Origin of the sequence: Streptococcus sp. 5905 (genome assembly GCF_013276505.1) — a bacterium.
Classification (GTDB): domain Bacteria; phylum Bacillota; class Bacilli; order Lactobacillales; family Streptococcaceae; genus Streptococcus.
The window spans coordinates 717,433-738,093 of sequence record NZ_VMLC01000001.1; the positions used below are offsets into that span (position 1 = coordinate 717,433).

Sequence of the window (20,661 nt, forward strand, 5' to 3'; positions counted from 1 at the left end):
ATAGGTCTAAAACATATATATAAATGCAATTCTAAACTTAGAATTGCATTTATATTAAAGTAATTGGGCTGTTCGACGCTTAGAATGCCTTGATTCTAAGAAATGTTGACTAGAAAATGCTTAAATTAACTTTTTTCTGATATAGGATGATAGATAGGTGAGATGATGAACATACAAAAAGAGAAAGTTAGAAAAGAGTTGGTGTCCCTCTGTTTGGGAGAGCTTTCAGCCGTCCTATCCTTTTGGTTTTGTTTTTTCCTTTTGAAAAATCGGCTTGGTGATTGGAATAGTCTGTTCTCCACTCTCTATCCTTTGACTTTACTGACATTTATATTGCTTCAAGGTTCAATCTATTGGGCGATTTTGATTAGAAGACTGTCGAATCCTCAGTTCGGAAGTGTAAACGTTCCTAGAATATATGGTGGGCTCAGAATACTAGACCTCCTTTTACTTATTTCAGGCTTTCCGTTTATTGTCTGGAATACCCAGAGTATCCTAGGGACTATCCTAGCCACACTGATACAACTTTTTGCCCTTATCGAATGGGTTAATTATTACCTCGTACGCCTATCTTATAGTTTGAACCCACTTGTTTTATGGAAACGAATTGCAAAGGGAAAACTTGAAAAAAGCAGAATAGCCAAGGAGTTGGGGTAGGGGAGAATGAAGAGTTTAGTAATTCATTTTACAATATGCTATAATTAAGCTATCAAATTTTTTAAAACAACTACTTAAAGTGAGATGAGTATGCGAATAAACTCTAGAAAACAGAAATCAGATATTGTTATTTCTAAACCGTCAGCCAGTGAAGTAGAAAAATACTTGAAATCGTGGAAAAATCTTAAAAATTATAAGTTGCAAGAAGATGCTTTAGATAAATTATTTTTTGAGCTATTACCAAGTAATGAAGAAATTTCTGACATCTTATTAAAGGTTGCTACGTTGAATGATTTTTATAGCACAAATATTTTTTCAGTTTATCCAGTTGCAGAACATATACTGAGTCTTAAAATTGACGAGAGGTTGAGACAAGGTGATGTAACTTTAGTCAATGAAATTCAAAATGTTACTATCAATGGTGTAACTAGAAAGTTCTATTCTTTTTCTACTAAATACTGTTCCCATCATAATCCTAAAGAATACCCTATTTATGATAGCTATGTAGAAAAGGTATTGAAATACTTTAGAAAAACAGATAAATTTTCTAAATTTAAGAATTCAGACCTAAAAGATTATCAAAAATTTAAAAATATAATTATTGCTTTTAGAGAATACTACGGATTAGAAGAATTTAATCTTAAAGAAATTGATCAGTATTTATGGCAGTTGGGAAAAGAATATTTTCCAAATAAATACTAGCGACTTATTTTCACTCAGAAAGGAAACTTAATGCCCTACAAATTTCTACTCTTTGACCTTGACCACACCTTGCTTGATTTTGATGCTGCTGAGGATGTGGCTTTGACGCAACTTCTAAAAGAAGAAGGGGTTGCGGATATTCAAGCCTATAAAGACTATTACGTTCCCATGAACAAGGCTCTCTGGAAGGACTTGGAGCAAAAGAAAATTAGTAAACAAGAGCTGGTTAACACGCGCTTTTCTCGTTTATTTGCCTATTTCGGACAGGAAAAAGACGGTATGTTACTTGCCCAGCGTTACCAATTTTATCTCGCACAGCAGGGGCAAACTCTTTCGGGCGCTCATGAGCTCTTAGACAGTCTCATCGAGCGAGATTATGAATTGTATGCTGCGACAAATGGTATTACTGCCATTCAGACAGGACGTTTGGCTCAATCAGGTCTGGCTCCCTATTTCAACCAAGTCTTTATTTCCGAGCAGTTGCAAACGCAAAAACCTGATGCACTATTCTATGAAAAAATCGGTCAGCAAATTGCTGGTTTTGATAAAGAAAATACGCTGATGATTGGAGATTCTCTAACTGCCGACATTCAAGGTGGGAATAATGCTGGCATTAATACTATCTGGTACAATCCCCATCATCTGGAAAATAAGACGCAAGCCCAACCGACTTACGAAGTTCATTCTTATCAAGACTTGCTGGATTGTTTAGATAAATTGTAAAAAGTGGTTTAGATAGCCACTTTTTGCTATAATAGAGGCAGTAAAAACGAAGGAGTTGGCTATATGCAACACTCATCTTGGCATGCTTTAATTAAGGAGCAATTACCTGAAGGTTATTTCGGGAAAATCAATCAGTTTATGGATCAGGTCTATGCTCAGGGAACTGTTTATCCACCCAAGGAAAAGGTTTTTCAGGCTTTATTGACAACACCGCTTGAAGAGGTTAAGGTGGTGATTCTAGGGCAAGACCCCTATCACGGGCCAGGTCAGGCTCAGGGCTTGAGTTTTTCTGTTCCTGACTCTATCCCAGCTCCGCCATCCTTGCAAAATATCTTGAAAGAATTGTCAGATGACATCGGCGTTAAGAAGTCCCATGATTTAACTGCTTGGGCTGAACAAGGAGTCTTACTTCTCAATGCTTGTTTGACCGTTTCTGCTGGGCAGGCCAATGGTCATGCTGGGCTAATATGGGAGCCATTTACAGATGCTGTGATTCGGGTTGTCAATAATCTAGACAGACCTGTAGTCTTTGTACTCTGGGGTGCTTATGCACGCAAGAAGAAGGCCTTGGTTACCAATTCTCATCACTTGATTATTGAATCAGCCCATCCAAGTCCTTTATCTGTTTACAGAGGATTTTGGGGTTCCAAGCCTTTTTCCAAGGCCAATGCATTCTTAACAGAGACAGGACAAGAGCCAATCGATTGGCTTAGATAAGGAGAAAATATGCCTCAGTTAGCGACGATTTGCTACATTGATAACGGGAAAGAACTGCTCATGCTCCATCGTAATAAGAAGCCTAATGATGTCCATGCGGGTAAATGGATTGGTGTGGGTGGTAAGCTAGAGCGAGGAGAGACACCTCAGGAGTGCGCAGCGCGTGAAATCCTCGAAGAGACAGGCCTCAAAGCCAAGCCAGTTCTAAAAGGTGTCATCACTTTTCCAGAATTCACGCCAGATTTAGACTGGTACACCTATGTTTTTAAGGTGACAGAGTTTGAGGGTGACTTGATTGACTGCAATGAGGGGACGCTAGAATGGGTTCCCTATGATGAAGTTTTGAGCAAGCCAACTTGGGAGGGTGATCACACTTTTGTTGAGTGGCTTTTAGAGGACAAACCCTTCTTTTCAGCCAAGTTTGTTTATGATGGGGATAAATTGTTGGATACCCAAGTTGATTTCTATGAATAAAGGAGAAAGCAGATGCTACTAATCAAAAATGGTCGTGTAATGGATCCCAAGTCTGGTTTGGATCAAGTGTGTGATGTTTTGGTCCAAGACGGGAAAATTGTCAAAATTTCCCCTGAAATCAAGGAAGAAGGAGCAGAGATGCTTGATGCTACGGGTCTTGTTGTTGCGCCTGGACTAGTTGATATTCATGTCCATTTCCGTGAACCTGGTCAAACCCACAAGGAAGATATCCATACTGGTGCCCTAGCGGCTGCTGCAGGTGGATTTACAACGGTTGTCATGATGGCTAATACCAATCCAACCATCTCAGACGTGGAGACTTTGCAAGAAGTTCTCCAGTCTGCTGCCAAGGAAAAGATTAACGTCAAAACGGTTGCAACTATTACCAAGAACTTTAATGGCCAAGACTTGACTGATTTTAAGGCACTTTTAGAAGCTGGAGCCGTTGGTTTTTCAGATGACGGTATTCCACTTGAAAGCAGCAAGGTTCTCAAAGAAGCCTTGGAAACTGCTAAAAAACTTGGCACCTTTGTTTGTTTACACGAAGAAGATCCCGGCTTGAACGGCATTCTTGGATTTAACGAAAACATAGCTAAAGATCACTTCAAAATCTGTGGAGCGACAGGGGTAGCAGAATACGCCATGATTGCGCGTGATGTCATGATTGCCTACGCAACTAAGGCACATGTTCACATCCAGCATTTGTCTAAAGAGGAAAGTGTCAAGGTGGTGGAGTTCGCTCAAGGTTTGGGTGCCCATGTCACAGCAGAAGTAGCACCGCAACATTTCTCTAAGACAGAAACCCTCCTCTTGACTCAAGGAAGCAATGCCAAAATGAATCCTCCACTTCGTTTGGAGTCAGATCGTCGTGCCGTGATTGAAGGTCTCAAGTCGGGTGTTATCTCTGTGATTGCCACAGACCATGCGCCTCACCATGCGGATGAGAAGAATGTAGAGGATATCACTAAAGCACCATCTGGTATGACTGGTTTAGAAACCTCTCTATCTCTCGGCTTGACTTATTTGGTGGAAGCTGGTGAGCTAAGCTTGATGGAATTGCTAGAAAAAATGACTGTTAATCCTGCTAAATTGTATAACTTTGAAGCAGGTTACTTGGCTGAGAATGGTCCAGCTGATATCACTATCTTTGATGATAAGGTTGATCGTACTGTTGGTCCAGACTTCGCTTCAAAATCATCAAATTCTCCATTTATCGGGGAAACATTAAAAGGGCAGGTCAAATATACTATCTGTAAGGGACAAATCGTCTACCAAAACTAGATGGGACTCTGCTCTTAAATTGAAAAGAATAGAGAGCGTTCATGTATCCAACCCATCAATTTAAAGATAAGTTTATCTTATTTCTTAAGATATTTTTTCCTATCCTAATTTATCAGTTTGCCAATTATTCTGCCTCTTTTGTTGATACAACCATGACGGGACAGTACAATACCATGGACTTGGCTGGTGTTTCAACTGCAACGAGTCTATGGAATCCTTTTTTCACCTTTTTAACAGGGATTGTTTCGGCCATGGTGCCCATCATCGGCCATCATCTGGGACGGGGCAAAAAAGAAGAAGTGGCATCTGACTTTTACCAATTTATCTACTTGGCTTTCGGACTGTCTTTGGTCTTGCTTGGAATGGTAGTATTCTTAGCACCCCCAGTCTTAAACCATATCGGGCTAGAATCCCAAGTGGCGGCAGTTGCAGTTTCTTATCTTTGGTACTTGTCTATCGGAATTATTCCCTTGTTGCTTTTCAGTGTTATCCGATCGCTACTTGATTCACTCGGTCTGACCAAGCTATCTATGTACCTCATGCTTTTACTGCTACCTTTAAATTGTGGATTTAACTATTTGTTGATCTACGGAGCCTTTGGGTTTCCAGAGTTAGGGGGAGCAGGAGCAGGCTTAGGTACTTCCCTAGCTTACTGGTGCCTACTGGGAATTTCCATCATCATCTTGGTCAAGCAGAAAAACCTAAAAGAATTTCATTTAGAACGACGCGCCCCTCTGAATTTAGAGAGAATCATGGAAGGAATTCGCTTGGGCTTACCAATCGGTGGAACTGTTTTTGCTGAGGTTATTATTTTTTCAGTCGTTGGTTTGATTATGGCTAAGTTTTCGTCTATGATTATTGCCAGCCACCAGTCAGCCATGAACTTTTCGACGCTCATGTATGCTTTTCCCATGAGTATTTCTTCTGCCATGGCCATCGTTGTTTCTTATGAGGTAGGAGCTAAGCGCTTTGATGATGCTAAGACCTATATCAAACTTGGACGTTGTATAGCACTGATATTTGCAAGCTTTACATTGAGCTTTCTCTATATTTTGAGAGATGTCGTAGCCAGTTTATATGGAAATAATCCTGATTTCATTGATCTAACATCTACCTTCCTAACTTATAGTCTATTTTTCCAGCTAGCTGACACCGTTGCAGCTCCTTTACAAGGAATTCTCAGAGGTTATAAGGATACGGTTGTTCCCTTTTATCTTGGAGTAATTGCTTACTGGGCGGTGTCCATTCCACTAGGCTTATTCCTAGACCAAGTAACAACTTTGGGAGCCTATTCTTACTGGATTGGTTTAATAGCGAGTTTGGTCGTTAGTGCTATCCTCTATCAATGGCGTTTGCAAACAATTATGAAAAGATTTGAAGTTTCCAATGTCAAATAAACTTTGTGAAAAAATAATCTAACTAAAGAAAATCCCTGTTAAAACGGGGATTTATTTTTTTACCTTGTGAAATTTTATCGGTCATATACTTTGACAGTGTATACTAAAAAAGGTAAAATAGTAAGGTAAGTACAAAGTTAGAAAGGCAAGATTATGTCAACTTTAGATAAGAATCTTTTGCTAGAGATGTTCCGTAAGATGGAAGAAATCCGTCGCATGGACTTAAAAATTGCTCAGTTAGTGAAAAAGGGGAAAGTTCCCGGTATGACTCACTTTTCTGTCGGAGAGGAAGCTGCTAACGTCGGAGCTATGTTGGCTCTCAATCCAGATGATCTGATTACCTCAAATCACCGTGGACACGGGCAAGCTATTGCTAAGGGGATTGACCTTAACGGAATGATGGCTGAAATCCTCGGGAAATACACTGGAACCTGTAAAGGAAAAGGTGGTTCTATGCATATTGCAGACCTGGATGCTGGTAACCTTGGTGCCAATGGTATCGTAGGTGGTGGTATGGGAATCGCTGTCGGTGCAGCCCTCAGTCAGCAAATGCAACATACTGGTAAAATCGTTGTCTGCTTCTTTGGAGATGGTGCGACCAACGAAGGTGTTTTCCACGAAGCAGTGAACATGGCTTCTATTTGGAAACTTCCTGTTATTTTCTACTGCATTAACAACGGTTATGGAATCTCTGCGGATATCAAGAAAATGACCAATGTGGAGCACATTCATCAACGTAGCGCTGCATATGGAATTCCTGGAATGTTCATTGAAGATGGCAACAATGTCATCGATGTCTATGAAGGATTTAAGAAAGCTGTAGATCATGTTCGTGGTGGCAATGGCCCAGTCTTGATTGAAAGTGTAACTTATCGCTGGCTTGGTCACTCATCATCTGACCCTGGTAAATATCGTACCCGTGAAGAAGTGGAATTGTGGAAACAAAAAGACCCAATCGAAAACCTTCGCAAGTACCTCGTTGAAAATAATATTGCGAGTGCCGAAGAATTGGAAGAAATCCAAGCGCAAGTTAAGGAAGCAGTAGAAGATTCTGTTAAATTTGCAGAAGAAAGCCCATTCCCACCGCTTGAATCAGCCTTTGAAGATATTTACGCAGACTAAGGAGAAAGAGATAAAAATGGAAACAAAAACAATGTCGTTCCGTGACACCATCATCCTTGCTATGTCTGAGGAAATGCGTCGCGATGAAAATGTATTCTTGATGGGAGAAGACGTCGGTGTTTTCGGAGGGGACTTCGGAACTTCTGTTGGAATGCTTGAAGAATTTGGTCCAGAACGTGTTCGTGACTGTCCTATTTCTGAAGCTGCCATCTCGGGAGCAGCAGCAGGAGCAGCCATGACAGGACTTCGTCCAATCGTTGATATGACCTTTATGGATTTCTCAGTCATTGCTATGGACAATATCGTCAACCAAGCTGCTAAAACACGTTATATGTTTGGTGGTAAAGGCCAGGTTCCAATGACTGTACGTTGTGCAGCTGGTAATGGAGTTGGTTCTGCAGCCCAGCACTCGCAATCACTAGAGTCTTGGTTTACTCACATTCCTGGACTTAAAGTTGTAGCACCAGGTACACCTGCGGACATGAAAGGATTGCTCAAGTCTTCTATCCGTGATAACAACCCAGTTATTATTCTTGAGTACAAGTCCGAATTTAACCAAAAAGGGGAAGTTCCAGTTGATCCTGACTACACAATCCCACTTGGGATTGGGGAAATCAAACGCGAAGGTACAGATGTAACAGTTGTTACTTATGGTAAAATGCTTCGCCGTGTGGTTCAAGCAGCTGAAGAATTGGCAGAAGAGGGAATTTCAGTTGAAATTGTGGACCCACGTACCCTCGTTCCACTTGATAAGGATATCATCATTAACTCAGTTAAGAAGACTGGTAAGGTCGTTCTGGTTAACGACGCCCACAAAACAAGTGGCTATATCGGAGAGATTTCAGCAATTATTTCAGAATCAGAAGCATTTGACTATCTAGATGCACCAATCCGCCGTTGTGCAGGAGAAGATGTGCCAATGCCTTACGCACAAAATCTAGAAAATGCAATGATTCCAACAGTTGAAAGCATCAAAGATGCTATTCGGAAGACATATAACAAAGAATAATACATAACATAAGTTATGTAAATCAAATAAAGTAGACGAGAAACTTTGTATCTTTTAGGTGCAGAGTTCTCTACGTCCTTAATATCTTATATTCGAACACGGGCTAAAAGCTCGGAAAAAAGATAAATCTCCTTGGCTTCATCGAAGCCAGCGTCGATTTCCTATTTTTCAGTCGCTTTTAACGCCCTTTGTATCATAAATAGAATTGGAGAGGTCATGGCTGATGATAAGCTAAGAGCGACTCCTGCGGCTAGAAAGTTAGCGGATGATCTAGGGATCAACCTCTACGACGTTTCTGGCTCAGGTGCAAACGGTCGTGTCCACAAAGAAGACGTGGAAACTTATAAAGACACAAACGTGGTTCGCATTTCGCCACTTGCAAAACGAATTGCCCTCGAACATAACATTGCTTGGCAGGAAATCCAAGGAACGGGTCATCGTGGTAAGATTATGAAGAAGGACGTTTTGGCCTTGCTTCCTGAAAATATCGAAAACGACACCATCAAATCTCCTGCTCAAATCGAAAAAGTGGAAGAAGTTCCAGACAATATCACTCCTTATGGTGAGATTGAGCGCATTCCAATGACACCAATGCGTAAGGTTATCGCCCAACGTATGGTTGAATCCTATCTAACTGCGCCAACCTTCACACTCAACTATGATGTCGATATGTCTGAAATGCTGGCTCTTCGTAAGAAGGTTCTTGAACCAATCATGGAAGCAACTGGTAAGAAAATTACGGTTACGGATCTTCTTTCACTAGCTGTTGTTAAGACATTGATGAAACACCCTTACATTAACGCTTCATTGACTGAAGACGGCAAGACTATTATCACTCACAACTATGTCAACCTTGCGATGGCAGTTGGAATGGATAATGGATTGATGACACCTGTTGTTTACAATGCTGAGAAACTAAGTCTGTCAGAGTTGGTAGTCGCATTTAAAGACGTTATTGGTCGTACCTTGGATGGGAAATTGGCTCCAAGTGAACTTCAAAATTCAACATTCACAATCAGTAACTTGGGAATGTTTGGCGTTCAATCCTTTGGTCCGATTATTAACCAACCAAACTCAGCAATCCTTGGGGTTAGCTCAACTGTTGAAAAACCTGTAGTTGTCAATGGTGAGATTGTTATTCGTCCTATCATGAGCCTAGGATTAACTATTGACCACCGTGTTGTAGATGGTATGGCTGGTGCTAAGTTTATGAAAGACTTGAAAGCCTTGATTGAGAATCCGATCTCAATGTTGGTTTAAGTCAGCTATTGTTATTTTAGAGATTTAGAAGGAAGTAAGACATGGCCTTAGAAGTAATTATGCCAAAAGCCGGCGTGGATATGACAGAAGGACAAATCGTCCAATGGAATAAAAAAGTCGGTGAATTTGTAAAAGAAGGAGAAATCCTTTTGGAAATCATGACTGACAAAGTCAGCATGGAATTGGAAGCTGAAGAAGATGGATACTTGATTGCTATCCTTAAAGGTGATGGTGAAACAGTTCCGGTTACAGAAGTTATCGGTTACCTTGGTGAAGAAGGGGAAAACATCCCAACAGCTGGAGCGGCAGCGCCAGAATCAAAACCTGCACCTGCAGCTAGTGCCTCAAACGACGACGGCAAGAGCGATGATGCCTTTGATATCGTTGTGATTGGTGGAGGTCCTGCTGGATATGTAGCGGCCATTAAAGCAGCCCAACTCGGTGGTAAGGTTGCCCTTGTTGAGAAATCTGAACTCGGTGGAACTTGCTTGAACCGTGGCTGTATCCCAACTAAGACCTACCTTCACAACGCTGAAATCATCGAAAACATCGGTCATGCAGCAAACCGTGGTATCGTCATCGAAAATCCAAACTTCACTGTAGATATGGATAAACTCCTTGAAACCAAGTCTAAGGTTGTCAATACTTTGGTTGGTGGGGTTGCAGGTCTTCTTCGTAGTTATGGAGTTACTGTACATAAGGGAATTGGTACCATCACTGAAGACAAGAATGTCTTGGTAAATGGTTCTGAATTGCTTGAAACCAAGAAGATCATCCTTGCTGGTGGTTCAAAAGTCAGCAAGATCAACGTTCCTGGTATGGAATCTCCACTCGTGATGACAAGTGACGACATTCTTGAAATGAACGAAGTTCCAGAAAGCCTTGTTATTATCGGTGGTGGAGTTGTCGGTATCGAACTCGGTCAGGCCTTCATGACATTTGGTTCAAAAGTGACTGTTATCGAAATGATGGACCGTATCGTTCCAGCTATGGATGCGGAAGTGTCTAAGAATCTTCGCTTGATCCTTGAACGTAAAGGAATGACCATCTTGACAGGTACAAAACTGCAAGAAATCATCGAGGAAAATGGTCAACTTCGTATCAAAGTTGAAGGAAAAGACGATATCATCGCAAGCAAAGCTCTTCTTTCAATCGGTCGTGTGCCAGATCTTGAAGGTATTGGCGATGTTGAGTTTGAATTGGATCGTGGTCGCATCAAGGTCAACGAATACATGGAAACTTCTGTTTCAGGTATCTATGCACCAGGTGACATCAATGGTACTAAGATGTTGGCCCACGCAGCCTTCCGTATGGGTGAAGTTGCCGCTGAAAATGCCCTTAAAGGAAACCACGTCGTAGCGAAACTCAACTTGACTCCTGCAGCCATTTATACTCTTCCAGAAGTAGCAGCAGTAGGTTTAACAGAAGAGCAAGCTCGGGAGAAATACGATGTTGCCATCGGTAAATTCAACTTTGCGGCTAATGGACGTGCTATTGCTTCTGATGCGGCTCAAGGTTTCGTTAAAGTCATTGCAGATAAGAAATACGGAGAAATCCTTGGTGTCCATATCATCGGTCCTGCAGCTGCAGAATTGATCAACGAAGCGTCAAGCATCATCGAAATGGAAATTACTGTTGAAGAAATGCTGAAGACCATCCACGGACACCCAACCTACTCTGAAGTTATGTACGAAGCATTTGCAGATGTTCTAGGAATGGCCATCCATTCACCTAAGAAAAAATAAATTGAGGATAGATTAGACTGGAAAGGTATTTTCCAGTCTCTATCGTATAAAGGGATATCATGAAATATATTATCAATCATTCAAACGACACTGCCTTTAATATTGCCTTGGAAGAATATGCCTTTAAACACCTTTTGGATGAGGATCAAATCTTCCTTCTTTGGATTAACAAACCTTCTATCATTGTAGGTCGTCACCAGAATACTATTGAAGAAATCAATCGTGATTATGTTCGAGAAAATGGCATTGAGGTAGTTCGCCGTATCAGTGGTGGTGGAGCTGTTTACCACGATTTAAACAACCTCAACTACACCATCATTTCAAAAGAAGATGAAAACAAGGCCTTTGACTTCAAGAGCTTCTCAACTCCAGTTATCAATACCTTGACTCAACTAGGCGTTAAAGCTGAGTTTACAGGCCGTAATGACCTTGAGATTGATGGCAAAAAATTCTGTGGCAATGCCCAAGCCTATATCAATGGACGTATCATGCACCACGGTTGCTTGTTATTTGACGTTGATTTGTCGGTCCTAGCAAATGCCCTTAAGGTTTCAAAAGATAAATTTGAATCAAAAGGTGTGAAATCTGTCCGTGCCCGTGTAACCAATATTATCGATGAATTACCAGAAAAAATCACAGTTGAAGAATTCCGTGATTTGCTATTGGAATACATGAAAAAAGAGTATCCAGAGATGACTGAATACGTTTTTTCTGAAGAAGAATTAGCTGAAATCAATCGTATCAAGGATACCAAGTTTGGAACTTGGGACTGGAACTACGGCAAATCACCTGAATTTAACGTCCGTCGTGGAACAAAATTCACCAGTGGTAAGGTTGAAATTTTTGCCAACGTCATTGAATCAAAAATCCAAGATATCAAGATCTATGGTGACTTCTTTGGTATCGAAGACGTTGCAGCTGTAGAAGATGTCCTTCGTGGCGTGAAATATGAACGCGAAGATGTCCTTAAGGCCTTAGAAACTATTGACATTACACGCTACTTCTCTGGAATTAGCCGTGAAGAAATCGCTGAAGCAGTAGTGGGGTAAGGAAAAAGAATCCATTTATGATGGATTCTTTTATTATGTGACTATTAGTCCGTCTCGCTCCGTTAGATGCGAGACAAATAAACCACCCGCTATGCGGGTGCGCATCGAAGGTTATACCAAAAAAACTCCAAACGCGATACAATAAAGGTGTTCAAGCCAATTGTAAAGCGAAAGGAGAAAAATATGGCACAAAAGGCACATAGTTTATCACACACAAAGTGGATGTGTAAATATCACATTGTGTTCACCCCTAAGTATAGACGAAAAGTGATCTATAATCAATATCGAAGTAGTTTAGGCGAAATATTTCATCGTTTGTGCAGCTATAAAGGTGTTGAAATTATCGAAGGTCACTTGATGCCTGATCATGTACATATGTTAGTAAGTATTCCACCGAGGATAAGTGTTTCAAGTTTCATGGGATATTTAAAAGGTAAAAGTGCACTCATGATGTTTGATAAACACGCTAATCTCAAGTACAAGTTTGGAAATCGGCATTTCTGGGCAGAAGGTTATTATGTGAGTACAGTGGGACTTAATGAAGCCACAATTAAGAAATATATTCAAGAGCAGGAAAAGCATGATATAGCACTAGATAAATTAAGTGTAAAAGAATATGAGGATCCCTTTAGGGATAGTGGTAAGTAATGCGAACACCTCTTTGAGAGGTTTGTGAAGAGTCAAGAGCAATGAGGCTTGAACAACGTGAAAGCCAGCGTCTTTAGGCGCTGGCTGGTAATTTGGGCTTATAGCCCTGGTGCAAACCACCCGTTAGACGGGTGGTTATGATTAGGGTTAAACTTAATAATCATGCTGATTAGATTATAATAGAGATGAAAAATGAAAAGGAGTTATTCATTAATGTTAGAAATTCCAGTAGAAAGCCTTAATCTATTTGAACAGTTAGACCGCAATGTTGTTGCTTTCTATAGAAATGAAGAAATTTCCCAAACAGAAAGTTTAAATATAAGTGTCACACAAGAACATTATGATAAGAAAAATAAAGAGCTGCAGCCTTTAGGATACCAAGCTGTTCAAATACCTTTAGGAATGGCTTTAGATAATGTAATCCAGCAAGCCTATTTCCAAAATCTTATAATTGGCGGTCTTCTTCCCGATGAAATCAAAGTAAAGAAAGAGGACTTAATGCCTTTGAAAGACATTGTTGATAGTTTTTGTATTATGTACGCTGCAGCAAATAACCGACTGGAAAATGGTAAAGCTTATGAACTGATGAAGGATAAGACAGTGTATTTTATTGGTAAACTGTTGACTGACAGTCTTAAAAAAGGTGACGAAATTTCGTATATGGGAATCGAAAGAGAATCAGCTGATGGAACTTCTTATGAAGCAGTAAAATGCTTTCTAACTAAAGAGAGCGCTGAGCAATATAATGATGCAAAAAGATCAGTAAGCCACGCAAATTTAGCTTATCTGAAAGCCTTTTTGGGGTAATCCAGTAATAATCGAGCCCCATCGTAACTACTGGATTGAGTTTAAATAAACAAAAAACGAAAGATAATAGGAATTGGTCTTTCGTTTTTAAGTAATCTTTAATTTACATAATTTATTTTATGTATTTCACAAACTATCCAAAGCATTCTTTTGCTCATCATTAACGATATGGGTATAGAGGTCAGTGACTTGTGTGCTGGCATGTCCTAGCTGATGGCTAACCAAAACTTGCGATTTAGTTGCATCATAGAGTCTAGTTGCTAGCGTATGGCGCAGTTTGTGGGGAGTTACTCGGACTTTGAAGTCCTCAGAGTACTTAGCAACCATCTTTTCAACACTAGAAGCATCGATACGATTGGGAACACCACGATATAAGGTCAGAAAGAGTGCTGTATCCGTCTTTTCCGTCTTATAGCGTTGATTTCGAATGGCTAGATAATTTTCTAGATAAGGCTTGGCAAAGGCAGCGACATTGACAGAATCGCGTTTTCCGCCCTTACGTGTGACATCAATGACCATCATTTTGAGATTAAGATCTCTTAAATCTAGATTAACAGCTTCAGATAAGCGGACACCAGACGCCAAGAGAAGGGCAATTATGGCTAAATCACGTTCCTTATTTTTATTGAATGACGATAGAGCGCGATTTGAGAGTTGTTGTGGGTACTCCTGATCGATATAAGTTAGAAAACCTTCTGTTTCATCACCTAGAAAGAGTTTTTGTTTGATATTTTCAGCTCTGGCAGCAAGGGTTTCTTTCTTTTTCTTAGTTGAAACTTTCTTCATTACATTACGATAGAAATAAGGTTCTCCCTGGTCGTTTTCAACTTCCTCGGTTAGATACTTGTAAAGACTAGAGAGTGCTGACAAGGTCCGATTGATAGTCGTCTGAGAGACACCTTGTTTGGTTGTATTGGCATTCAGCAAAGGTCGTTCTCGTAGATATAGGATAAAGGATTCCATGTCTTTTTTTGTCATATGTTCTAAGACAGATAAAGGGATATCGGCCATTGTATCAACGTTTGAAATGCCAGACTCCAAAACCCAGCTGAAAAAACGATCGTATTCCTTGAGGTATTCGTACAAGGTTGTAAAACTGTAGGGAACAGCAAGCTTAGATTGGTAGTATTCCAAAACATACCAGGGCATGATTTGTTTTAGTTTGTCAATTCGTTCCAGTAAAATCTCACGTTTCATGTATTTTCTCCATAATTAAGTCTACTAGTAGTATAGCATAGACTCATATATTTTTCAAGAAAATTATAGTTTTTCGGAAAGATGTTGCAGGTGTTACAGATTTTAGAAAAAAACAAAGACCTGGTTCTTATGATTGCAGAACCAGGTCTTTGTGTGTATGTAATCTGGCAAAATGATAATAACTTATGCTTGTTTGTCAATTTCTCTATAATATTTCAATTGCCATTTTTGTGTTGCTAGAGCTGTTTTATTTAAATTTGTGCACCAAGGAGGATAAAATCTCATAGACATTTTTCCTTTGCAATTTGTTGTTGAGAGAATTTTTTTATGAATAGCCACCTCTTTTGGAATAATAAATAGTCCCACCTTATCTTTATCGATGACAACGATAATCAGCTCAGTCCCAAGATCTTCATTGGTATAAGGAACGTTCTTGTTATCCTGGTCTTTTTTCCAGAAAACGGTAAAATATCCTTCTTTTTTCGGTGTTTTCTTTGCTAAGCGGCATCTTTTATATCCTTGCTCTTCCTGTATCTTGATAAGAATGCCTTCGTATTTTTCATTCCATTTTTCTTTAATAAAATCAAAATCACCATAAAATTTATATAAGATATCGAGGATTTTCATTATGATGTATGTCCTTCCTGATCAAAATCAACAAAATTTTCACGACATGAGTATTACATAATAAAAATTATGTAATATAAATTCTTAATCTACAACAACAAATCTTTTACTTTTCCAATTTCACTTTTTGGAATGACTAAATGTATCATATCGCCCAGGTACATTCTGGTTGAGCCATTAACTGTTTGGCTTTTACCATTATGAACTTGGGTGGTGATGAGTACGTTATGTGGCAAGTTGAGTTCGTGAACCTGTTTTCCAGCGATTTTATCTGATACAGGAATTTCAATGAGGGTGACTTCTCCTTCGTCTGTTGCTTCTTCTGGTAGCATTTTTTCCAGCATGGCCTCATAGACTGGAGCACCCTTGAGCAGATCCATGACGATATAGGCTACCAAGGTCACTAAGCCAAGTGGCATGAGGTTGCGAATATCTCCTACCATTTCGGTTACGAGAATCATAGCGGTTAAGGGAGCCTTGGAAATTGCCCCAAAGTAGCCACTCATTCCTAAAATGACAAATATAGGGAATTGCTCCTGACTGACAAGTCCAAAATTCACACAAATAACACCAACTAGGGCACCAAGCAAGGAACCAAGCGCCAGAATGGGAAGGAAGATTCCTCCTGGGAGGCCACTTCCATAGCTAATCATGCTCCAAACAAAGCGAATCAGAAAGTAAGCTAATAAAACCTGAAAACTAAAATCTTGCTCAGTCAAAGAAAGAACGACCTGATTTCCACCACCGAGAATTTGTGGCAAGAAAATCCCGACTGGTATGATAAGAACAAAGGCCAAGATTGGATAATAAGCTCTATCCAAATGGATTTTTTGACCAATCCAGTCATAAATTCGACCAACATTGAGTACAGCTTTCTCATAGAGAAAACCAGAAAGCCCGAGAAAAACTCCCATAAGGAGGTATATCCAATACTGGTCTAGGGTCATGAGAGGAATATTGTCTGGCATATCCAGCACAGGTGTTAGGCCAAATATGAGTAGTGAGACAAAGTTTGCTACGAGACTGGCTGCTAGAGTTGAGACCCAGAAAAAGCGTGAAAAATGGTGATAGACTTCCTCTACAACAAAGAGGAGACCTGCAATCGGTGCATTAAAGGCAGCGGCTAAGCCTGCAGCAGCTCCACTGGCAATCAGGGAGCGTTCCTCTACTGGGCTAGATTTTAGCCACTTGGCAATACCTTTACCACCAACAGCTCCAAGTTGAATACTTGGCCCTTCTCGACCTAGCATGAGGCCACTTGCAATAGCAAGAATACCTAGAATATATTTTTTCCAGAGGACACTCCACCAGTTAAGAGTCATGAGTCCCTTTAGTTCGGCTTCAACTTGAGGAATTCCTGAACCCTTGATATCTTTTTCTGACCGAGTTAGTTTCGCACTAAGCCAGCAAACTATTAAATAAAATAGGCCAATGATAAAAAGATTGCGCACTAGGTGCGCTTGATCTTGATAGAGTCCTTGTATCAGGTGGAAGCCCTTTTCGATTAAGAAACGAAAAGATCCGACGATTAGCCCGACGACGAGACCAACAATGATTCCTCGTCCAACTTGGGATAATATAGTGCTTGAGGCAAAGGCAAATTCTTTCTTGGAACTGAGTGTTTCTGACTGTTCCTCCATAATCATTTCCTCTTACTTGTCTTTCTTGGTTGAAACCAGTGTTTTGACTGGTTCAAAACTGGTTCGGTGAATTGGGGTGACACCTAGTTTTTCCAGTCCTTCTAGATGTTTAACTGTTCCATAGCCTGCATTAGCCGTGAAATCATAGCCAGGATATTGGTTATCATAGTCCTTCATAATATTATCCCGTGTCACCTTGGCCACTATAGATGCAGCTGCGATCGAGAGGGAGTTAGCATCTCCTTTGATAATGGAGGTTTGTGAAATTGGTAACTCCAGTTTCATGGCATCTATCAAGAGGTGCTCAGGTTGCGGACTGAGCTGTGAGATTGCTTCCTTCATGGCCAGTTTGGTTGCCTCGTAGATATTGACTTGGTCAATGACCTGATTATCCATGATACCAATCCCGATTGCCAAGGCTTGGTCTTGAACGGCTTGATAAATTTCCAAATGTTTCTTTTTAGGGATCTTCTTGCTATCGTTGAGGCCTCTGATTTTACAGTCTTTCGGCAGGATCACCGCTGCAGCGACTACAGGTCCAGCAAGAGGACCACGTCCGACCTCGTCAACACCTGCTATTAAGGTCAATCCTTGCTTATAAAGTTCTTTTTCATAGGAAAGCATGTTTTCTAGACGAAGATTTTCCTCGCGTTCAGCCTGAATGGATTTTTTACGCTTGCTGATTTCTTTTTGAACTCCAGAACGAGGATCCTTTTCCAGTTCAAGAAAAAGGGGATTGTCTAAGTCTTTGACAGTTGCAAGAAGTTCTTTAATTTCTTTAATCGTCGTCATCGATGTCGTCCAATGTATCTAAGGTGTAGTTACCGAGTTTTCCATCACGAATTTCCTTCACGAAGAGGCTGTAAAAGCGGTCGTAGTCATCTCGGAAACCGAGGGCACGTGTCATATCCATAATGATAACAGGTGCTTCTTCTTCAATTTTCATTTGTTTGAAGCGTTCAGCTAGCTTATCAGGATAATGTTCTTTGAAATAATTGAGACCAAAAATGGTCACCTCATCCATAGGAAGCAACTGGTCTTTAATGGCCCCTGTTAGGGCTAGTTTCAAAGCGACGGTTTCATCTTCGAACTTAGGCCAAAGAATCCCTGGTGTGTCTAGGATTTCAAGGTCTTTATTGGTTTTGAGCCACTGTTGCCCCTTGGTAACACCTGGTTTATTGCCGACCACCGCAATCTTTTTCCCAGCCAAACGGTTCATGAGAGTTGACTTACCGGCATTTGGAATTCCGATAATCATGGTACGCAAGGTTTCAATTTTTATACCGCGTTCTTTCTGGCGTGCAATCTTATCAGCCATGAGCTTTTTCGCTGCATCTGTCACAACTTTTACGGTCACTTGCTCTTTGGAATTGATAGCCAGTGTTTGAATCCCCTGTGATTCAAAGTACTGACGCCATTCTTTGGTCATTGCTGGGTCAGCCAGATCTGCCTTGTTTAAAATCAGAAGTTTTGGTTTGTCACCCACAATCTTGTTTAACATAGGATTTTGACTAGATAATGGTAGGCGAGCGTCCACCAAAATCGTCACAAAATCAACAAATTTTAGATTCTCCTGAACTTGTCTCCGAGCCTTAGACATGTGGCCCGGAAACCATTGAATAGTAGCCATAATATTTTCCCCTTCCGACTAAAAAAACGTAATAAAACGTTTTCTCTCACCATCTATTTTATCATAAATTAAGTGCTTTTGCACAGGCTTTGACTATAATAAAATTATGCTATGATACATAACTTAGTTTATGTAAATTTGTGTCTACTTGACTTTTTTTGCTGTTAGGTATATACTTAGTGTATACAAATTTGCGGAGGTAGAGCGATGAATACAGTAAAGACTCGGAAGGTGGGAAATTCTCTCACTGTGACTATTCCTAAAAATTTGGGTATGACGGAAGGTCAGGAAATGGTTGTCTACAAAGGAGTTGATGGAGTCATTGTCTTAGCTCCAAAACTGAAAGATCCTTTTGATGGGATTACTGATTTAAGAATGACAAACGATTTTGAAGGGGTAAGATCACTTGATAGCGAAATCTGACTATATTCCTGAAAAGCAGGATATCATTTGGCTGGACTTTGATCCATCAGTCGGTCGAGAAATCCAGAAACGGCGACCTGCCCTGGTAGTTTCTAGGAGAGAATATGCTTTGCAAACTGGCTTTGTTGCTGTCTGTCCCATCACTCATGGCCAACATCGTTTGGCAGAAAAAGGCTTGCTCGTTCCTGTCTCGTCGGATAAGGTAGATGGTGCCGTCAATCCATTTCAACTGTATACCTTTGATTTTCGGATGCGCAATGCTCAAAAAATAACAAGAATGGATACGCAACGTTTTCAGAAAGTCGTCCAACTTTACCAGTACATCTTCGGAGATACATAAATCCTACCATGCATAGACAAGGTAGGATTTTTTCTATATGAGCAATCTATCTAAAAATGGGTCAAGGCAGTTTGTCAAAATCCCTCTAATCCAGCTTTCTTGGGCTGATGATAGATGTTCTGCCTGAAGGCATTCTTTTAGAAAATCTCGGACTCGTTCTGGTGCAATCTCAAACTCAAAGGTCTTCATCTTGTAGAAAAAATCGATGAGATGCTCAGATAGGTAATCATTTGAAAAGGGTACTTCACCACTTTTTCGATACTCTAGTAAGAGACGAGAAAATCTAGCTTTTTCATCCGGCAAATCCCGAAAATAAGAATTAAGAAGCCAAATCTGCTTCTGCTTTCGTTCAATAGGATCTTGATTTGCAATTCGTTGATCTTTTTCCAGCTCCTTTTGGTTTTGTTTAGCCTTGATAGCCCGTTCGTCTCTATTCTTACCAAAGAGGATTTTTTCCCACTTTCGTTCTTCTTGTGTGAGAGTTTCTGTAAAGCCAAAGTAATCTTGATAGGCTCGTTCTGCAGGACCCATGGCAAGAATGAGATTGTCTGCGTATTGCTTAGCGATTTTATCTCTTTTCTTGCGTTCTTTCTCTGCTTGAATCCGTAAATGCTGCTCGTAGTCGACTTTCTCCTTGCCTAGTTTGACAAGGTAGAGTTGGTCATCGGTCTTACCAAGTAAAAAAGGTTTGATACACTTTTCCAGCACTTCTTCCATACGAGCCTTTTTCTTTGGCTCTGCCTTGGTCCAACTTCCACCTTGAAAGACTTCTAGGAAGAGCTGGTAATCTTTCTCAGGTGAGAATTGATTGCCACGATTGGCTTTGAAAACACCTTTTTCCCAAAACCATTTTAGAAGTCGTTCATCAAAGTCGCTTTTATTGACCTTGATTTTTCCTTTTTTTTGAGCCTTTTTGGTTAAATTTTCAACTTTTCTGAGCAATTTTTCTTCCTCTTCGAGTTGCTGATCGAGGCTAATACGATAAAAATGGCGAACACAGTCGCTTCCGATAGGAAAGAGACGTTGACCAGTGACATTGTTAAAGAGTTCGTAAGCGTATTTAATCGCATTTCCGCAGACACAATTACTACGGCCAATGCCATTAAAAATCAAGGAAACTTCATTCCATTCCTTGGTAGCTTGTTCCCAAGTATCAGCCTTTGAAGCCTGTAAAACTGCATCGTGCAGGGATTTTCTAACTGGAAGTGGCATG

The 20,661-nt window shown here is 40.3% G+C and carries 21 protein-coding genes and 1 pseudogene; 16 read left to right on the plus strand and 6 right to left on the minus strand.

The window, feature by feature from the left end; all coding sequences use genetic code 11:
* Window positions 1–153 precede the first annotated feature (153 nt).
* The 14 genes and pseudogenes from HT680_RS09125 to HT680_RS03580 all read left to right on the plus strand — a co-directional run bounded on the left by HT680_RS09125 (window position 154) and on the right by HT680_RS03580 (window position 13,640).
* Window positions 154–657 (plus strand): hypothetical protein, encoded by a 504-nt coding sequence (locus HT680_RS09125; RefSeq protein ID WP_232234259.1) that lies wholly within the window; start codon window positions 154–156, stop codon window positions 655–657.
* A 90-nt stretch (window positions 658–747) separates the two neighbouring features.
* Window positions 748–1,359 (plus strand): hypothetical protein, encoded by a 612-nt coding sequence (locus tag HT680_RS03520; protein WP_038806121.1) that lies wholly within the window; start codon window positions 748–750, stop codon window positions 1,357–1,359.
* A 30-nt stretch (window positions 1,360–1,389) separates the two neighbouring features.
* Window positions 1,390–2,082, plus strand: a complete 693-nt coding sequence (locus tag HT680_RS03525) for a YjjG family noncanonical pyrimidine nucleotidase (RefSeq protein WP_038806120.1) — start codon at window positions 1,390–1,392, stop codon at window positions 2,080–2,082.
* Between the two features lie 63 nt (window positions 2,083–2,145).
* Window positions 2,146–2,799 (plus strand): uracil-DNA glycosylase, encoded by a 654-nt coding sequence (locus HT680_RS03530; RefSeq protein ID WP_038806119.1) that lies wholly within the window; start codon window positions 2,146–2,148, stop codon window positions 2,797–2,799.
* 9 nt (window positions 2,800–2,808) lie between these two features.
* A complete protein-coding gene (locus HT680_RS03535; protein ID WP_001135756.1) occupies window positions 2,809–3,273 on the plus strand; it encodes an 8-oxo-dGTP diphosphatase in 465 nt (154 codons plus the stop codon).
* Between the two features lie 12 nt (window positions 3,274–3,285).
* Window positions 3,286–4,554: a dihydroorotase gene (locus HT680_RS03540; protein WP_038806118.1), complete on the plus strand. Its 1,269-nt coding sequence runs from the start codon at window positions 3,286–3,288 to the stop codon at window positions 4,552–4,554.
* 41 nt (window positions 4,555–4,595) lie between these two features.
* Window positions 4,596–5,951 carry an MATE family efflux transporter gene (locus HT680_RS03545; RefSeq protein ID WP_038806117.1) on the plus strand — a complete coding sequence of 452 codons (1,356 nt, stop codon included), beginning with the start codon at window positions 4,596–4,598 and terminating at the stop codon, window positions 5,949–5,951.
* A gap of 153 nt (window positions 5,952–6,104) precedes the next feature.
* Window positions 6,105–7,073 (plus strand): thiamine pyrophosphate-dependent dehydrogenase E1 component subunit alpha, encoded by a 969-nt coding sequence (locus HT680_RS03550; RefSeq protein ID WP_038806116.1) that lies wholly within the window; start codon window positions 6,105–6,107, stop codon window positions 7,071–7,073.
* Between the two features lie 16 nt (window positions 7,074–7,089).
* Entirely contained in the window at window positions 7,090–8,082 is a 993-nt protein-coding gene (locus HT680_RS03555) for an alpha-ketoacid dehydrogenase subunit beta (protein ID WP_038806115.1), read from the plus strand.
* A 216-nt stretch (window positions 8,083–8,298) separates the two neighbouring features.
* Window positions 8,299–9,342 carry a dihydrolipoamide acetyltransferase gene (locus tag HT680_RS03560; protein WP_173258282.1) on the plus strand — a complete coding sequence of 348 codons (1,044 nt, stop codon included), beginning with the start codon at window positions 8,299–8,301 and terminating at the stop codon, window positions 9,340–9,342.
* Between the two features lie 41 nt (window positions 9,343–9,383).
* On the plus strand, window positions 9,384–11,087 hold the full coding sequence (lpdA, locus tag HT680_RS03565; RefSeq protein WP_275690358.1) for a dihydrolipoyl dehydrogenase: 1,704 nt from the start codon (window positions 9,384–9,386) through the stop codon (window positions 11,085–11,087).
* Window positions 11,088–11,146: 59 nt separating this feature from the next.
* Window positions 11,147–12,136, plus strand: a complete 990-nt coding sequence (locus tag HT680_RS03570) for a lipoate--protein ligase (RefSeq protein WP_173258284.1) — start codon at window positions 11,147–11,149, stop codon at window positions 12,134–12,136.
* A 183-nt stretch (window positions 12,137–12,319) separates the two neighbouring features.
* Window positions 12,320–12,784, plus strand: coding sequence for an IS200/IS605 family transposase (gene tnpA, locus HT680_RS03575; RefSeq protein ID WP_000057440.1), 465 nt, complete (start codon window positions 12,320–12,322; stop codon window positions 12,782–12,784).
* A 213-nt stretch (window positions 12,785–12,997) separates the two neighbouring features.
* Window positions 12,998–13,640 (plus strand): annotated as a pseudogene (locus HT680_RS03580) (hypothetical protein).
* Window positions 13,641–13,717: 77 nt separating this feature from the next.
* On the opposite strand, the gene xerS reads toward HT680_RS03580, so the two are convergent.
* From xerS to ylqF, 5 genes are all read right to left on the minus strand, one after another.
* Window positions 13,718–14,788 (minus strand): tyrosine recombinase XerS, encoded by a 1,071-nt coding sequence (xerS, locus tag HT680_RS03585; RefSeq protein WP_000817873.1) that lies wholly within the window; start codon window positions 14,786–14,788, stop codon window positions 13,718–13,720.
* Between the two features lie 183 nt (window positions 14,789–14,971).
* Window positions 14,972–15,415 (minus strand): MepB family protein, encoded by a 444-nt coding sequence (locus HT680_RS03590; protein ID WP_173258286.1) that lies wholly within the window; start codon window positions 15,413–15,415, stop codon window positions 14,972–14,974.
* 89 nt (window positions 15,416–15,504) lie between these two features.
* The gene (locus HT680_RS03595) at window positions 15,505–17,055 is read right to left on the minus strand and encodes a ClC family H(+)/Cl(-) exchange transporter (protein WP_173258288.1); all 1,551 of its coding nucleotides are present in this window, start codon (window positions 17,053–17,055) and stop codon (window positions 15,505–15,507) included.
* 12 nt (window positions 17,056–17,067) lie between these two features.
* Window positions 17,068–17,847 (minus strand): ribonuclease HII, encoded by a 780-nt coding sequence (locus HT680_RS03600; RefSeq protein ID WP_173258290.1) that lies wholly within the window; start codon window positions 17,845–17,847, stop codon window positions 17,068–17,070.
* Window positions 17,834–18,685 carry a ribosome biogenesis GTPase YlqF gene (gene ylqF / locus HT680_RS03605; protein ID WP_173258292.1) on the minus strand — a complete coding sequence of 284 codons (852 nt, stop codon included), beginning with the start codon at window positions 18,683–18,685 and terminating at the stop codon, window positions 17,834–17,836. The genes HT680_RS03600 and ylqF overlap by 14 nt, the downstream gene beginning before the upstream one ends.
* 207 nt (window positions 18,686–18,892) lie before the next feature.
* On the opposite strand from ylqF, the gene HT680_RS03610 reads away from it, so the two are divergent.
* Both HT680_RS03610 and HT680_RS03615 read left to right on the plus strand, forming a co-directional pair.
* Window positions 18,893–19,108 carry an AbrB family transcriptional regulator gene (locus HT680_RS03610; RefSeq protein WP_084948075.1) on the plus strand — a complete coding sequence of 72 codons (216 nt, stop codon included), beginning with the start codon at window positions 18,893–18,895 and terminating at the stop codon, window positions 19,106–19,108.
* A complete protein-coding gene (locus HT680_RS03615) occupies window positions 19,092–19,448 on the plus strand; it encodes a type II toxin-antitoxin system PemK/MazF family toxin (protein WP_173258294.1) in 357 nt (118 codons plus the stop codon). The genes HT680_RS03610 and HT680_RS03615 overlap by 17 nt, the downstream gene beginning before the upstream one ends.
* A gap of 33 nt (window positions 19,449–19,481) precedes the next feature.
* Here HT680_RS03615 and HT680_RS03620 read toward each other — a convergent pair whose 3' ends face one another.
* Window positions 19,482–20,660 carry a hypothetical protein gene (locus tag HT680_RS03620; RefSeq protein WP_173258296.1) on the minus strand — a complete coding sequence of 393 codons (1,179 nt, stop codon included), beginning with the start codon at window positions 20,658–20,660 and terminating at the stop codon, window positions 19,482–19,484.
* Between the last annotated feature and the right edge of the window lies 1 nt (window position 20,661).

What these genes read in the sequence shown, in the direction of transcription:
- HT680_RS03520 (WP_038806121.1), top strand. Translation starts at nt 748, where the DNA reads ATGCGAATAAACTCTAGAAAACAGAAATCAGATATTGTTATTTCTAAA.
- HT680_RS03525 (WP_038806120.1), top strand. Translation starts at nt 1,390, where the DNA reads ATGCCCTACAAATTTCTACTCTTTGACCTTGACCACACCTTGCTTGAT.
- HT680_RS03530 (WP_038806119.1), top strand. Translation starts at nt 2,146, where the DNA reads ATGCAACACTCATCTTGGCATGCTTTAATTAAGGAGCAATTACCTGAA.
- HT680_RS03535 (WP_001135756.1), top strand. Translation starts at nt 2,809, where the DNA reads ATGCCTCAGTTAGCGACGATTTGCTACATTGATAACGGGAAAGAACTG.
- HT680_RS03540 (WP_038806118.1), top strand. Translation starts at nt 3,286, where the DNA reads ATGCTACTAATCAAAAATGGTCGTGTAATGGATCCCAAGTCTGGTTTG.
- HT680_RS03545 (WP_038806117.1), top strand. Translation starts at nt 4,596, where the DNA reads ATGTATCCAACCCATCAATTTAAAGATAAGTTTATCTTATTTCTTAAG.
- HT680_RS03550 (WP_038806116.1), top strand. Translation starts at nt 6,105, where the DNA reads ATGTCAACTTTAGATAAGAATCTTTTGCTAGAGATGTTCCGTAAGATG.
- HT680_RS03555 (WP_038806115.1), top strand. Translation starts at nt 7,090, where the DNA reads ATGGAAACAAAAACAATGTCGTTCCGTGACACCATCATCCTTGCTATG.
- HT680_RS03560 (WP_173258282.1), top strand. Translation starts at nt 8,299, where the DNA reads ATGGCTGATGATAAGCTAAGAGCGACTCCTGCGGCTAGAAAGTTAGCG.
- lpdA (WP_275690358.1), top strand. Translation starts at nt 9,384, where the DNA reads ATGGCCTTAGAAGTAATTATGCCAAAAGCCGGCGTGGATATGACAGAA.
- HT680_RS03570 (WP_173258284.1), top strand. Translation starts at nt 11,147, where the DNA reads ATGAAATATATTATCAATCATTCAAACGACACTGCCTTTAATATTGCC.
- tnpA (WP_000057440.1), top strand. Translation starts at nt 12,320, where the DNA reads ATGGCACAAAAGGCACATAGTTTATCACACACAAAGTGGATGTGTAAA.
- xerS (WP_000817873.1), bottom strand. Translation starts at nt 14,788, where the DNA reads ATGAAACGTGAGATTTTACTGGAACGAATTGACAAACTAAAACAAATC.
- HT680_RS03590 (WP_173258286.1), bottom strand. Translation starts at nt 15,415, where the DNA reads ATGAAAATCCTCGATATCTTATATAAATTTTATGGTGATTTTGATTTT.
- HT680_RS03595 (WP_173258288.1), bottom strand. Translation starts at nt 17,055, where the DNA reads ATGGAGGAACAGTCAGAAACACTCAGTTCCAAGAAAGAATTTGCCTTT.
- HT680_RS03600 (WP_173258290.1), bottom strand. Translation starts at nt 17,847, where the DNA reads ATGACGACGATTAAAGAAATTAAAGAACTTCTTGCAACTGTCAAAGAC.
- ylqF (WP_173258292.1), bottom strand. Translation starts at nt 18,685, where the DNA reads ATGGCTACTATTCAATGGTTTCCGGGCCACATGTCTAAGGCTCGGAGA.
- HT680_RS03610 (WP_084948075.1), top strand. Translation starts at nt 18,893, where the DNA reads ATGAATACAGTAAAGACTCGGAAGGTGGGAAATTCTCTCACTGTGACT.
- HT680_RS03620 (WP_173258296.1), bottom strand. Translation starts at nt 20,660, where the DNA reads ATGCCACTTCCAGTTAGAAAATCCCTGCACGATGCAGTTTTACAGGCT.